Here is a 13228-nt window from a genome sequence, read left to right on the forward strand (position 1 = left end):
CCTACTTCCTACAATCACCGGCAGTGAGCGCTCACTCGCCGAGTTCGTCAAACGCCGGCAGATCGGCGGAGCGCTCGAGCAGCTCGCTCGGCAGACTCTTGCTGGCACGTGCGCCCAGCAGCTTGAGGTTTTCCACCCGGCCAATGAGATTGCCACGGCCGTCCACCAGCTTGTTGCGAGCACCGGCGTAGGCCTTGTCCAATTGCTGCAAACGGCTGCCCATCTCGTCCAGATCAGCAATGAAGGCGACGAACTTGTCGTACAGCTGGCCGGCACGCTCGGCAATCTCACGCGCATTCTGGCCCTGGCGCTCCTGGCGCCAAAGGCTGTCGATGACACGCAGCGTGGCCAGCAAGGTGGTCGGACTGACGATCACCACGTGCTGCTCGAAAGCATCCTGGAACAAATCCGGCTCGGCCTGCAGCGCCGCGGCGAAGGCCGCCTCGATAGGTACGAACAGCAGCACGAAATCCAGGCTGTGCAACCCTTCCAGGCGCTGGTAATCCTTGCCGGAGAGGCCTTTGAGGTGGCTGCGCAGAGACAGCAGATGCTGCTTCAACGCCTGCTGACGGCTGGGCTCGTCCACCGCGGCGACATACTGCTGATAAGCGGTGAGGCTAACCTTGGCATCGACGATTACCTGTTTGTCGCCCGGCAGACGAATCAGTACGTCGGGCTGGAAGCGCTCGCCACCGGCGCCCTTGAGGCTGACCTGAGTCTGGTACTCGCGCCCCTTCTCCAGGCCGGCATGCTCCAGCACCCGCTCCAGCACCAGCTCTCCCCAATTGCCCTGGGTTTTCTGACCTTTCAGGGCACGAGTCAGGTTGGTCGCCTCATCGCCCAGACGCTGATTGAGCTGCTGCAGACGCTCGAGCTCCTTGCCAAGCGAAAAACGCTCGCGCGCTTCCTGCTGATAACTCTCGTCGACCCGCTTCTCGAACGCCTGGATGCGCTCCTTGAGCGGGTCGAGCAACTGGCCGAGGCGCTGCTGGCTGGTCTCGGCGAAACGCTGCTCACGCTCATCGAAGATCTTCGTCGCCAGCTCAGAGAACTGGGCACGCAGCTCGTTGCGCGCCCCCTGCAAGTCATCGAGGCGTTGTTGCTGATTGTCGCGATTTTCCTGCAGCTCGGCGGCCAGCGCCGCACATTCGGCGGTGAGCCGTCGCAGTTCAGCTTCATTGCGATCGCGCTGCTGGTTCCAGGATTGCGCAGCTTCGCGGGCAATCTGCCGCTCCTGCTGCAACAGCTCGTTCTCACGGCGCAGCCCGGCCAGCTCGGTCTGCTGCTCCACCTTGATCTCGCTGACCTCGGCCAACTCGGCGCGGCAGGCATCGAGCTGCGCCAACAGTCCGGTTTGACTCAGTTGGGCATGCTCCAGACGCTCCTGCAGCAGCGCCTGCTCGCTCTGCGCCTGGGTAACCCGGCGTTGTAGCGACCAAAGGCCCGCCAGCAATGGAATCAGCGCGGCGACGGCGCCAATGGCGAGAGAAAGGGGATCGATTGGCATAGACGCTCCATGTTTGACCGCCGAGCAGTATACCCAGCTGACTATTCACACGGGGCCAGCACGGAATCAGCGCGACAGGCGCTCCAATTCCAGTTGCGCACCACGATCACCCGCGCGGGCGGCCTGGCGCAGCAGCTCGTAACCGATACGACGGTCACGGGTATTGCCACAATCACGGCACAACAGTTGGCCCAGGCGACTCTGCGCCTGCACGCAACCTTTCAATGCTGGCTGCTTGAGCAGGTTGCCGGCCAGACGTTTGGCACTGGCCGTCTGCCCAAGGCGCGGGTTGTCGAGCAACCAGAGCGCGACGCGCATGGGAACATTGGGACGGGGCGTGGAAGATGCAGAGAACGGAGCGCGAGGCATAAATACGAGGGGGTGACTGCCGGGGCGCGCCACTCTACTCCTTTTTTTCCAGAGGTAAAGACTTGCCAGAACCGCCCGATTGCGTTCCACGAAATAGGTTCCGCACAATCCACAGAAGCTGTGGATAACTCCGTGAACAACTTGGGAGAAAGAGGTCACAGGCCCGATGCCATGGGGCTCTCAGTCAAACTGTCGATTTTTTCACCAACGAAAAAAATGCATATTTTTCATTGACTTAAAAATCAACCACGGAAAATCAAACGTTTAGCGGCGATTCTGACAGTGAGATGACAGACTGCTTCAGCATTGTGCACAACTCGCTGCGACATATCCGCGCAGCGCTCTGTTTCGGGGCAGCGGAACGCTCAACACTGTGTTCATGCGGGGTGTGGCAACTGCCCTCGCACAAGGAACTGCTCCCAGTGAAACAGCCGTGGCTGATCCGGCGTCTGCGCATGCTTGAATGCCACGTATTCGCCGGTGGTTTCACATAACCAAGCCGTGAGGTTGCGCGGACGCTTTTCCGCGAACGCCCCTGGCACGTAGAGCGCAACATTGCTACCGCCATCCGGGCAGCGCGCCGAGCGGTACTCGAAGGCCTGGATACCCGCCGCACGCATCGCCGCGCCGAGACGCTGGGGTACGCTGTAATCGCTGGGATGGGCTAACAGGGCGCCGTGCTGATCGAATGGCGGCTGTTGCAACTGGATACCGCGCTCGACGCGATAACGCGCTTCGAAGGTGGAGTGCTCGGAAAGGATGCGCCCACTGGGCGGCGGCGTGGCCATACCGTTCCACAGCACGAAACGGTAGTAGGCAGCCTCGGCCATGGCCGTTTCCAGACGCTGAGCGGCATAAAACAGGCTGGGTTCGTGCACGGTGCCAAAACGCGAGCCCCAACGCAGCGGTGGATAACGAAACGGTGTCTTGAGCAGATAGTGCAGAGGCTCGGCGGCCTCGGGCAGTGGCGGCTTGCTGCTCTCGAGCAATTCTTCGAGCAGGGCCTGCTCGGCGAGGTTATCCACCAGTTGTAGGGTCGCGACCTGCGCCTGGCTTTCCACCATGCGCAGCAGTTTGCCGCGCAGCGGCCGAACCTGGCGCTCGCCTTCACATCGTTGCCAGATATCCATGGCAATACCTCCTTAAAGCGTAGAGCCTGCTCAAAGCATCGCGAGCCAGGGTCTGATGCCGTTCACATAGGAAATGGTCTGTGCGATCAGTCGTAGGGTGACCGGGCGACAACCCGTTCGCGAAGCAGCACGCCGCGGCCTTCAAGAAGGCGGGCTGTCAGCAAACCGCGCCGATAATCGGTGCGCATGGCGCACCCTACATGCGCTCAGACCTTGCCGCGAATGGCGTCCAGATACTCGACGACACGCACCAGGCCCTGCACCTGACTCATCTGCTGCAACGGAACGCCAGCCAGATGGCGATTCTCGGTACGCAGAAAATGGCGCATGTCCTGTTGGTTGCCGCCAAACAGGGCGAACAACGCGCGATAGGCGCGTATCAATAGCAGCGCCAGTTCGCCGGTCTTGCTCTGTGGACGCAATCCACCCTGCTCGTTCCAGCGCCCGATGGCACTGCGATGGACGCCGACGATATCGGCCAGCTCCTGCTGGGTAAGCCCCAACTGTTCGCGGGTATTGAGCAAGGCCTTGGCCAGTACCGCATCGGCGTCAGGCTGGCTGCGAGTTACTGCACTCATCATCTCCTCCTACGCGTGTTTTGAACAAAGAAACCTTCGAAAGCTGTAAACACACAATAGCATGGAAAGCTGCTTGGCACCTACCCGAGCATGGGGTACCGTCCTTTGCACTGCATCGGGCAAGGAGAACTCATGAGCCGCCGGCGTTTCTGGCTGAGCATAGGCATCGCAACATTGGCGGTGTTGTCGCTACTGATCTGCTATGCCGGCTATCGCGTGCAGCAACTGCTCGAAGAGCAACATATCGAGCTGGACTGGCACCGATTGAGCCTGTCCTGGCGCGGCCTCCAACTGCATGACGTGAGCCTGACGCAGCACCAGAGCGGTGAGCTGCATGCACAGGTCAAACAATTGCAACTCTTCTGGCTGGCAAGCGAAGCGCCGCGCTATCGCCTCGTCGCACAGGGTCTGCAAATGACCTGGCAACCGGCCCCGGCTGAGGTACAAAACTCGGCAGACAGCGACTTCAGCGCCCTCTTCAGCAACGCGCTCAACACCCTGCCCTGGCTACCACGACAGATTGACGTGCAGGACGCTCATGTCCAGCTGCCCTGCTACAGCGGCCAATGCACAGTCGATGGCGACCTCAGCCTGCAGCATCTGGACGATGCATTGCAGTTGCACCTGCTGCTTGTGCGCGATAGCCACAGCGCAACACTGCAGGGGCAGCTGCAAGGACTCGGCAGTGCTCTGAACAGTCCACGCCAGTTACAGATGACCCTGCACCTCGACGATCAGCAGCAGATGGAGCTGCACAGCGACCTGCTCGCCCAGAACGATGCGCTGCAATGGGCTGGCAACCTGCTGCTCGCCCCCTTGCAGGAAATCGCCTGGGTCGGCGCCTGGCTGAGCGAATGGACGCCGCTTGACGCTACCAACCTGCCAACGACACCGCAGCAGGCCGGCGTCATTGCCCAGTGGCAATTGCAACTACCGCAGACCACTCGCCAACTCGAAGAGCTGCTGGCAGCGCCGGGATGGCTGCGTGTCGACGCACAGCTGCCACAGCCCTGGCCGTTGCCCGGTGTCGGCATGATCAGCGGGGAACTGCAGCTCGACCTGCTCAACACCACAGGCCTGTGGCAAGCCCGCAAGCTGCACGGCAACCTGCAACTCGACACGCAGGACGCGCCCTGGCTCGACTCCCTGCCAAGCGGCTTGCAACCCCGCCAGTTGCAGATGCAGCTCACACCACTGGAGAGCAAACTCGACAACGAACTGGCCGTACAACTGAAGCTCGCCGGACAGGGAGCACTCGAGCTGCAGGCCAATGCCGAGCTCGGCCTGCAACAGGCCCCTGACTGGTCGTTGAACGTGCGCCAGTTGCAACTCGATGCCCGTAGTAAGCGCGTGGATCTGGCAGGCAATCGTGCAGATGGCCTGCAGCTGAACCTGGGCCTGACCGGCAGCGCGAGCACGCAGCAGCTACAACTCACCCTCACAGGCAACTCTCGCCTGGATATCCAACGTCTGCGCAGCAGTGATCTGGAGCTGCAACAGACTCGACTGACACTCGCCAACCTCGGCATTGCTGGAGCGCCAGGCTCACCAACGCTGTCCGGGCCATTGGCGCTGCGCATACAGAGCCTGCAACACCCGCAATTGCAGGCTCAGGGCTGGCAATGGCAAGGCCGAGTGGAAGCCGAGAGCGCCAGCCAGAAGCTCGATGGAGCCCTACTGGCTGACTCGGGGCTGAGCATGGCGCTGAGCCTGAACCATACAGCCGATGCGCTGGGCCTGAATGCCAAGCTCGACGAACTCTTCCTGCGCGCCGGCAACCCGCTGGCGCAAACCCTGGCCAACTGGCCGCCACTGTTGACGCTGGACAATGGCCGCATCCAGGCCGACGCCAGCCTGAATCTGCCCAGCGGCAAGCCCCTGCAACTCAGGGCGAGCCTGAATGGCAAAGGCCTGGCCGGCATCTATGACCGCAGCACGCTGGCCGGTGTGGACGCCGAGCTGCAGTTGCGACTCGCTGGCGACCGCCTGATGCTGGAAGTGCCGAGCCTGAGTGCGAAACAGATCGACCCCGGCATCGCCCTCGGCCCCTTGCAACTGCAGGCCAGCTATCAGGCTAGCTTGCAACGCCCCATGGCCGGCCACCTAAGCCATCAGCGCGCCGAACTGGGTATCCTCGGCGGCATCCTGCGCCTGGAACCGGCGACCTGGGCACTGGATCGCCCCAGCCAGTTGCTACCGCTGAAGCTCAGCGGCCTGGATCTGCAGGAACTGTTTCGCGTCTATCCGGCCGAAGGCCTGGAAGGCTACGGCCTGCTCGACGGCACCCTGCCGCTGCGCCTGGGCGACGCGATCAGCGTCGAGCAGGGGCTGATCGAAGCACGCGCCCCCGGCGGCCGCCTGCGCTTTCACTCGCCGCGCATCCGCGCCATGGGCCAGGCCAACCCGGGCATGAAGCTGGTCACTGATGCCCTGGAGGACTTCCACTACGATCTGCTCAGCAGTAGCCTCGACTATGATTCGTCCGGCACACTGCGCCTCGGTATGCGTCTACATGGACAGAATCCGGCCATCGAACAGGGTCGGCCTATCCACTTCACCATCAACCTGGAAGAAGACATTCCGACCCTGCTGGCCAGCCTGCAACTGACCGACAAGGTCAGCGACATCATCCAGCAACGGATTCAGCAACGGATGCGCCAGCGTGTCCCCCAAGAGTCAAAGGAGTAGCGCCATGCGCACGTACCGCCTCCTCGCAGCCCTGAGCCTGGGTCTGCTCTGCCAGGCCTGTACCCCGACGGTGCAACTGGCCATGCCCAACGAGCCGATCAACATCAACCTCAACGTCAAGGTCGAGCACGAGATCTACATCAAGGTGGACAAGGCGCTGGACAATGTCTTCAACGAAGACAGCGGTCTCTTCTAAGGAGAAGCATGATGATTCGATACCTTTCGACCCTGCTGCTGGCATTGACCCTGAGCCTGCCGGCCTATGCACTGAACCTCAACCAGGCCATGAGCGCGCTGGGCGACGCCAAGGCCAGCGGCCAGCTGGGCGAGCAACCCAATGGCTATCTGGGTGTGGTCAAATCTGGAGGCCAGGCCGACGAGATCGCTCGCCTGATCAACCAGGCGCGTCGCGCCGAATACCAGAAAGTGGCCAAGGACAACGGCATCAGCCTGAGCGACGTGGAAGCCATCGCCGGCAAGAAGGCCATAGAGCGCACGCCCAAGGGCCAGTTCATCCAGCTCAATGGCCAGTGGCTACAGAAGTAGAAAGCCTGCGGCAGAAACGAAAGAACCCGCCTAGGCGGGTTCTTTGCTTTGTGCGAACGGCGATCAGGCGCCGGCTTTGCTCACGGCGTCCTTGATCAGGGTCTGCAGCTCGCCCTTCTCGTACATCTCGGTGAGGATGTCGCTACCGCCAACCAGTTCACCACCGACCCACAGCTGCGGGAAGGTCGGCCAGTTGGCGTACTTCGGCAGATTGGCGCGGATTTCCGGATTTTGCAGGATGTCGACGTAGGCGAACTTCTCGCCGCAGCCCATCACCACCTGGGCAGCGCGGGCGGAGAAGCCACACTGCGGGGCATTGGGCGAGCCTTTCATGTACAGCAGAACGGTGTTGTTGGCGATCTGCTCTTTGATGGTTTCGATGATATCCATGGGGCACCTCAGCATAGACTTCGCGACCCGACGGTCGCCACGGTGGCGCGATTGTAGCGAAAAACCGAGCGCAATGCTCGGCCTTGCCATCACCCCCATCACGTCAAGACAACCCCGGATTTCATTCGGACTACGCAGCTACTACCTCAACCGGCACGCCATTGAGCACCGCATTGCCGGACAGCGCATCAAGCCGGCGCTCGTCGGTCAGGTCATTGGCACTGGCGCCCGGTTGCGCACGGGCAATATCCATCTGTACCCCAGGTCGGGCATGACCCCAACCATGGGGCAGGCTGACCACACCCGCCATCACTTCATCGCTGGCGGCCACCTCCACCTCGATGCTGCCGACCCGCGAGCGCACCTGTACGCGCTGACCATCGGCCAAGCCGCGGCTGGCAAGATCCGCCGGGTTCATCAACAACTGATGACGTGGCTTGCCCTTCACCAGACGGTGATAGTTGTGCATCCAGGAATTGTTGCTGCGTACATGACGGCGGCCGATCAGCAGCAGCTCATGGGCGGCGGGCTGCTCCTGCTCGGCAAAGCGTGCCAGATCCGCCAACAACTGTTCGGGTGCAGCCTGCACCGTTTTGCTCGGAGTTTTCAGACGTGCCGCCAGATTCGGCTGCAAGGGCCCCAGGTCGAGCCCATGCGGATGTTCGCGCAACGCCGCCAGGCTGAGCTTGTGCTCACTGCGATCGCCATAGGGGCCGAAGCGCAGGCCCATATCGATCATCTGCTCCGGCGCCAGGGTCGGTTTCAGCTCGAGGCTGTTGCGCGCCGCGAAGGCCTTGGCCAAGCCCACGAAGATTTCCCAGTCGTGCAGCGCGCCGTCCGGTTTGGTCAGGATCGCCTCGTTGAAACGGGTGACGTTGCGCACGGCGAACACATTGAAGGTGGTGTCGTAGTGATCGTGCTCCAGCGGTGCGGTTGGCGGCAGGATCAGGTCGGCGTAACGGCTGGTCTCGTTGATGTAGAAATCCACCGAGAGCATGAAGTCCAGGCCGTCCAACGCCTGCTCCAGCTGCCGGCCGTTGGGCGTGGACAGCACCGGATTGCCAGCCACCGTGACCAGGGCGCGAATCTGCCCTTCGCCGGGGGTCAGCATCTCTTCGGCCAGCGCCGAGACCGGCAGCTCACCACCGTATTCCGGCAGGCCGGACACACGGCTCTGCCAGCGATTGAAATGGCCACCCGAGGTGCTGGCCACCAGATCCACCGCCGGTGACGTGCAGAGCACACCGCCCGAGCGATCCAGGTTGCCGGTCACCAGATTGATCACCTGTACCAGCCACTGACACAGCGTGCCGAAGGCCTGGGTGGAAACGCCCATACGGCCGTAGCACACCGCCTTGTCCGCGGCGGCAAAATCCCGCGCCAGTTGGCGGATGGTGGCGGCCGGCACGCCACAGCGCAAACTCATGGTTTCGGCATCGAAGCCGGCGATGGCCGCGCGCACCTGATCCAGCCCCTCTACAGGCAGATGGCTGTCACGCGTCAGGCCTTCCTCGAACAAGGTATTCAACAATGCCAGCAGCAGCGCGGCATCGCTGCCGGGGCGCACGAACAGGTGCAGGTCGGCTATGGCCGCGGTTTCGCTGCGACGCGGGTCGACCACCACCAGCTTGCCGCCACGGGCCTGGATGGCCTTCAGGCGCTTCTCCACATCCGGCACGGTCATGATGCTGCCGTTGGAGGCCAGCGGGTTGCCGCCCAGGATCAGCATGAAGTCGGTGTGATCGATATCGGGAATCGGAATCAGCAGGCCGTGGCCATACATCAGGTGGCTGGTCAGGTGGTGCGGCAGCTGATCCACCGAGGTGGCGGAGAAGCGATTGCGGGTTTTCAGCTGACCGAGGAAATAGTTGCTATGGGTCATCAGCCCGTAGTTATGCACACTGGGATTGCCCTGATACACGGCCACGGCGTTTTGTCCGTGCTCGGACTGGATCGCACTCAGACGCTCGGCTACCAGCTCGAATGCCTCATCCCAGCCGATGGCCTGCCACTGCTCGCCAATGCGACGCATGGGCTGGCGGATACGGTCGGGGTCGTTCTGGATGTCCTGCAGCGCAACGGCCTTGGGGCAGATATGGCCACGGCTGAAGCTGTCCTGGGCATCGCCCTTGATCGAGCGAATCTGCGTGCTGCCGTCAGCTTGGGTTTCGGTTTCGATGGCGAGCCCGCAGATGGCTTCGCACAGATGGCATGCACGGTAATGGAGGGACTTGGTCATGGCCTGGCCTCTTGTTCTGATCCGAGACGACCGGTCAGGTCGCAGGTCATGAACTATGGGCCGAGCACGGAGGCGACGCCAGCAGCGTTCGTCTCATGAATCGGCAGGCATCAAGCCTGCCGATTCAGGGTCGCGACTGTCCGAATTAACGGATGGAGGTCACGGTGCCCTTGTTGCCGGTAACGTTGACGCTAACGGTCTTGTACACGAAGTAATCCTGAACGTTCACTTCGTAACGCGGGGCGACGATCACGTCGGCACCCGAGGCCTTGACTGCCTTGTAGGCAGCTGCGGACTTGGCGGAAGCGACCGGGTCGAGACCCAGCGCGAAACCACCCTCGCCACCACCGTAGGTCACACCATCGGCGAACTGAGTGTCACCACCCAGCTTGAACACACCGAACAGGATGTTCACCGAAGATTGACCGGAGATGGGCTCGCCCACTTTCACGTCGGCCTTGAGGTTAGTCTGCACGGTGCCGTTCAGCGGAACGGTCGGCTGGCTAACGTTCTGGCTGGCACAGCCAGTCAGCAGGGCGAGAGCGGAGAAAGCGGCGGCGTAGGCTACGTGTTTCATGCAAAACTCCTTTGCACATATATTCCATGGATGTCCCCGTTGCGGGGGCAATGCATTGCCTTGGAAAGGCGGCGGCATCCTAGAGGCCCGTTCTAGAGCGGCGCAAGCGAGGATGTCAGTTTTGTGACATCTCGCACGCAGCTTTGGGAAAAAGCTTACAAAACAGGATTTTGTATGCCTGAGGGCGGCAATTTGCGCCTTCTCGTCATTTCCTTATAAGATCGCGCCTTCCCCTGTTTCGTCGCATCCTGCGGCCTCCTGCCGCAAGCTCTGCTGTTTTTGTCGGTTTTGATCGCCGGCCATGGGCTTGCGAACTGTTGTGATAAAGGTAGTTAACGATGAGCGTCAGACACTTTCTCTCGATGATGGATTACACACCGGACGAACTGGTGGGGCTGATCCGCCGAGGCATCGAGCTGAAGAATCTGCGCAATCGTGGCGTGCTCTTCGAACCGCTGAAGAATCGCGTGCTGGGCATGATCTTCGAGAAAGCCTCGACCCGCACCCGCCTCTCCTTCGAAGCCGGCATGATCCAGCTTGGCGGCCAGGCCATCTTCCTCTCGCCGCGCGATACCCAGCTGGGTCGTGGCGAGCCGATCGGCGACGCGGCCATCGTCATGTCGAGCATGCTCGATGCGGTGATGATCCGCACCTTCGCCCACAGCAACCTCACCGACTTCGCCGCCAAGTCCAAGGTGCCAGTGATCAACGGCCTGTCCGATGACCTGCACCCCTGCCAGTTGCTCGCCGACATGCAAACCTTCCTCGAGCACCGCGGCAGCATCGCCGGCAAGACGGTAGCCTGGATCGGCGACGGCAACAATATGTGCAACTCCTATATCGAAGCGGCGATCCAGTTCGATTTCCAGCTGAGGGTCGCGTGCCCTGCTGGATACGAGCCGGATGCACGTTTCCTGACCCAGGCTGGCGATCGTGTGCAGGTCGTGCGCGATCCGCGTGAAGCGGTCGCCGGCGCCCACCTGGTCAGTACTGACGTGTGGGCCTCCATGGGTCAGGAAGACGAGGCCGAGCAGCGCATGGCGTTGTTCCGCCCCTACCAGGTCACCCGTGAACTGCTCGATGCGGCGGCCGAAGACGTGCTGTTCATGCACTGCCTACCGGCGCACCGTGGCGAAGAAATCAGCTTCGACCTGCTCGACGACCCGCGCTCGGTGGCCTGGGATCAAGCCGAGAACCGCCTGCACGCACAGAAAGCGCTGCTGGAACTGCTGGTCGAGCCGGCGTACCACCACGCATGAACCAGCCCCTGCTGCAGCTACGTGGGCTGAACTGCGGCTACCACGCACACAAGGTGGTGCAGGATCTCGACCTGCACCTCAACGCTGGCGATATTGGCTGCCTGCTCGGCCCGTCCGGCTGCGGCAAGACCACCACGTTGCGCGCCATTGCCGGCTTCGAGCCGGTACTCGAAGGTGAGATCGAGCTGGCAGGCGAGGTAATCTCCCGCGCCGGCTTCACCCTGGCACCGGAAAAGCGCCACATCGGCATGGTGTTTCAGGACTACGCCCTGTTCCCCCATCTGAGCGTGGCGGAGAACGTCGCCTTCGGCATTCGCAAACAACCCAACGCCGAGCGCGTGACTCAGGAACTGCTGGCACTGGTCAAGCTCGGCCACCTGGCGAAGCGTTATCCCCACGAGCTGTCTGGCGGTCAACAGCAACGCATCGCACTGGCCCGCGCACTGGCGCCGGAGCCGAAGCTGCTGCTGCTCGACGAGCCCTTCTCCAACCTCGACGGCGAACTGCGTCGGCGCCTCAGCCATGAAGTGCGCGAGATTCTCAAGGCACGCGGCACCAGCGCCATTCTGGTGACCCACGATCAGGAAGAAGCCTTCGCCGTCAGCGACCACGTAGGCGTGTTCAAGGATGGCCGCCTGGAGCAGTGGGACACGCCATTCAACCTTTACCACGAACCACTGACGCCCTTCGTCGCCAGCTTCATCGGCCAGGGTTATTTCATCCGCGGCCAGTTGCTCAGCCCGGAAACGGTGCAGACCGAACTTGGCGTGATCCGCGGCAACCGCGCCTATACCTGGGCACAAGGCAGCGCAGTGGATGTGCTGCTACGTCCGGACGACATCGTCCCGGACGAAAACAGTGGGCTGAAGGCTCGTATCGTCGGCAAGACCTTTCTTGGCGCAGCCACCCTATACCGCCTGCAACTGCCGACCGGCAGTCAACTGGAGTCGATCTTCCCCAGTCATGCCGACCACCAGCCGGGCGACGAGGTGGGCATCCGCATCGCCGCCGACCACCTGGTGGCCTTCCCGGCCCTGGGCAGCGTCGCCGCTCAATTGCAGCTGAGCGACTCCGGCGGCGTTCGCCGAATCAGCAGCAACTGATCAGAGCATCAGCTGGCCGCTGGCGATATGCCGCGCATGGCCAGCGATCTTCACCCGCTCACCTTCCAGACGACAGAGCAGCTCACCGCCACGTGCCGAGCACTGAAAGGCGCTGAGCGTGTTGCGACCCAGGCGCTCGACCCAATAGGGCATCAGGATGCAATGGGTCGAACCGGTCACCGGATCCTCATCGATGCCGATACTCGGCGCGAAGTAACGCGAGACGAAGTCGTGCTGTTGCCCGGCGGCCGTGACCAGTACACCCAGCCCTGGCAACGTGGCCAACACTGGCAGATTCGGTTTCAACTCGCGAAGCTCGGCTTCAGATCCCAAGACGACCATCAGCTCCTGCACGCCGCCATCGGCGTTGCCCAGTGCCAGCACCTCCTCCACCTGGCGCCCCAGGGCCTGCTCGGCTTGCTCGCGTAGCGCCTGCTCCACCACGGCCGCGCGGCGCACCGGGAAATCCAGCTCCAGACGCTCGCCCTGCCGGGTAACCTGCAACGCTCCGGACAGGCAAGTGAAATCCAGTATTTCAGCCGGTTCCTGATAGATATCGAACAACACCTTGGCAGCGGCCAGGGTGGCATGCCCGCAGAGCGGCACCTCGCTGACCGGCGTGAACCAGCGGATATGCCAGGCGTTGCCCTCCCTCACCACGAACGCCGTCTCGGCCAGATTGTGCTCGGCCGCGATGCGCTGCATCAGCGCCTCATCGAGCCAACGGTCAAGGCGATAGACGATGGCCGGATTGCCGGCGAAGGGCTGATCGGTGAAGGCGTCGATCTGATGAAATTCGAGAGACATGGGGCTTTCCTGGCCGGTTCTGAAAAATCAGAGCA

The 13228-nt window shown here is 62.2% G+C and carries 13 protein-coding genes; 5 read left to right on the forward strand and 8 right to left on the reverse strand.

Annotated elements, in window-relative coordinates:
• Window positions 1-31: 31 nt before the first annotated feature.
• The 4 genes from C7A17_RS03915 to C7A17_RS03930 form a co-directional block, all read right to left on the reverse strand.
• Window positions 32-1507, reverse strand: a complete 1476-nt coding sequence (locus C7A17_RS03915) for a DNA recombination protein RmuC (protein WP_106736786.1) — start codon at window positions 1505-1507, stop codon at window positions 32-34.
• 66 nt (window positions 1508-1573) lie between these two features.
• Window positions 1574-1825, reverse strand: coding sequence for an SEL1-like repeat protein (locus C7A17_RS03920; RefSeq protein ID WP_106736787.1), 252 nt, complete (start codon window positions 1823-1825; stop codon window positions 1574-1576).
• Window positions 1826-2253: 428 nt separating this feature from the next.
• Entirely contained in the window at window positions 2254-3006 is a 753-nt protein-coding gene (locus C7A17_RS03925) for an RES family NAD+ phosphorylase (protein ID WP_106736788.1), read from the reverse strand.
• 206 nt (window positions 3007-3212) lie between these two features.
• Window positions 3213-3584, reverse strand: a complete 372-nt coding sequence (locus C7A17_RS03930) for an XRE family transcriptional regulator (protein WP_106736789.1) — start codon at window positions 3582-3584, stop codon at window positions 3213-3215.
• Between the two features lie 132 nt (window positions 3585-3716).
• Between C7A17_RS03930 and C7A17_RS03935 the strand changes: the two genes are divergently transcribed.
• The 3 genes from C7A17_RS03935 to C7A17_RS03945 are packed head-to-tail and all read left to right on the forward strand — an operon-like array spanning window position 3717 to window position 6818.
• Complete coding sequence (locus tag C7A17_RS03935; RefSeq protein ID WP_106736790.1) at window positions 3717-6272, forward strand: intermembrane phospholipid transport YdbH family protein; 2556 nt, start codon at window positions 3717-3719, stop codon at window positions 6270-6272.
• Window positions 6273-6276: 4 nt separating this feature from the next.
• On the forward strand, window positions 6277-6468 hold the full coding sequence (locus C7A17_RS03940) for a YnbE family lipoprotein (protein WP_013716754.1): 192 nt from the start codon (window positions 6277-6279) through the stop codon (window positions 6466-6468).
• Between the two features lie 11 nt (window positions 6469-6479).
• Window positions 6480-6818: a YdbL family probable chaperone protein gene (locus C7A17_RS03945; RefSeq protein WP_026042107.1), complete on the forward strand. Its 339-nt coding sequence runs from the start codon at window positions 6480-6482 to the stop codon at window positions 6816-6818.
• 63 nt (window positions 6819-6881) lie between these two features.
• Here the strand turns inward: C7A17_RS03945 and grxD are convergent, their stop codons facing one another.
• From grxD to C7A17_RS03960, 3 genes are all read right to left on the reverse strand, one after another.
• Window positions 6882-7208 (reverse strand): Grx4 family monothiol glutaredoxin, encoded by a 327-nt coding sequence (gene grxD, locus C7A17_RS03950; RefSeq protein WP_013716756.1) that lies wholly within the window; start codon window positions 7206-7208, stop codon window positions 6882-6884.
• Between the two features lie 130 nt (window positions 7209-7338).
• Window positions 7339-9447 carry a molybdopterin oxidoreductase family protein gene (locus tag C7A17_RS03955; RefSeq protein WP_106736791.1) on the reverse strand — a complete coding sequence of 703 codons (2109 nt, stop codon included), beginning with the start codon at window positions 9445-9447 and terminating at the stop codon, window positions 7339-7341.
• 145 nt (window positions 9448-9592) lie between these two features.
• Window positions 9593-10024 carry a hypothetical protein gene (locus C7A17_RS03960; protein ID WP_021490288.1) on the reverse strand — a complete coding sequence of 144 codons (432 nt, stop codon included), beginning with the start codon at window positions 10022-10024 and terminating at the stop codon, window positions 9593-9595.
• Window positions 10025-10362: 338 nt separating this feature from the next.
• On the opposite strand from C7A17_RS03960, the gene argF reads away from it, so the two are divergent.
• Both argF and C7A17_RS03970 read left to right on the forward strand, forming a co-directional pair.
• A complete protein-coding gene (gene argF, locus C7A17_RS03965) occupies window positions 10363-11283 on the forward strand; it encodes an ornithine carbamoyltransferase (protein ID WP_106736792.1) in 921 nt (306 codons plus the stop codon).
• A complete protein-coding gene (locus C7A17_RS03970) occupies window positions 11280-12386 on the forward strand; it encodes an ABC transporter ATP-binding protein (protein ID WP_106736793.1) in 1107 nt (368 codons plus the stop codon). Before argF ends, C7A17_RS03970 begins: the two co-directional genes overlap by 4 nt.
• Here the strand turns inward: C7A17_RS03970 and C7A17_RS03975 are convergent, their stop codons facing one another.
• Window positions 12387-13193, reverse strand: coding sequence for a PhzF family phenazine biosynthesis protein (locus tag C7A17_RS03975; RefSeq protein WP_106736794.1), 807 nt, complete (start codon window positions 13191-13193; stop codon window positions 12387-12389).
• Window positions 13194-13228: the final 35 nt, after the last annotated feature.

The organism is Pseudomonas mendocina (genome assembly GCF_003008615.1).
GTDB lineage: Bacteria > Pseudomonadota > Gammaproteobacteria > Pseudomonadales > Pseudomonadaceae > Aquipseudomonas > Aquipseudomonas mendocina_C.

Excerpts from the sequence above, each read along its gene's own strand:
- argF (WP_106736792.1), top strand. The coding sequence starts at position 10,363 with ATGAGCGTCAGACACTTTCTCTCGATGATGGATTACACACCGGACGAA.
- C7A17_RS03960 (WP_021490288.1), bottom strand. The coding sequence starts at position 10,024 with ATGAAACACGTAGCCTACGCCGCCGCTTTCTCCGCTCTCGCCCTGCTG.
- C7A17_RS03975 (WP_106736794.1), bottom strand. The coding sequence starts at position 13,193 with ATGTCTCTCGAATTTCATCAGATCGACGCCTTCACCGATCAGCCCTTC.
- C7A17_RS03940 (WP_013716754.1), top strand. The coding sequence starts at position 6,277 with ATGCGCACGTACCGCCTCCTCGCAGCCCTGAGCCTGGGTCTGCTCTGC.
- C7A17_RS03915 (WP_106736786.1), bottom strand. The coding sequence starts at position 1,507 with ATGCCAATCGATCCCCTTTCTCTCGCCATTGGCGCCGTCGCCGCGCTG.
- C7A17_RS03935 (WP_106736790.1), top strand. The coding sequence starts at position 3,717 with ATGAGCCGCCGGCGTTTCTGGCTGAGCATAGGCATCGCAACATTGGCG.
- C7A17_RS03945 (WP_026042107.1), top strand. The coding sequence starts at position 6,480 with ATGATTCGATACCTTTCGACCCTGCTGCTGGCATTGACCCTGAGCCTG.
- C7A17_RS03925 (WP_106736788.1), bottom strand. The coding sequence starts at position 3,006 with ATGGATATCTGGCAACGATGTGAAGGCGAGCGCCAGGTTCGGCCGCTG.
- C7A17_RS03955 (WP_106736791.1), bottom strand. The coding sequence starts at position 9,447 with ATGACCAAGTCCCTCCATTACCGTGCATGCCATCTGTGCGAAGCCATC.
- grxD (WP_013716756.1), bottom strand. The coding sequence starts at position 7,208 with ATGGATATCATCGAAACCATCAAAGAGCAGATCGCCAACAACACCGTT.
- C7A17_RS03920 (WP_106736787.1), bottom strand. The coding sequence starts at position 1,825 with ATGCGCGTCGCGCTCTGGTTGCTCGACAACCCGCGCCTTGGGCAGACG.
- C7A17_RS03930 (WP_106736789.1), bottom strand. The coding sequence starts at position 3,584 with ATGAGTGCAGTAACTCGCAGCCAGCCTGACGCCGATGCGGTACTGGCC.
- C7A17_RS03970 (WP_106736793.1), top strand. The coding sequence starts at position 11,280 with ATGAACCAGCCCCTGCTGCAGCTACGTGGGCTGAACTGCGGCTACCAC.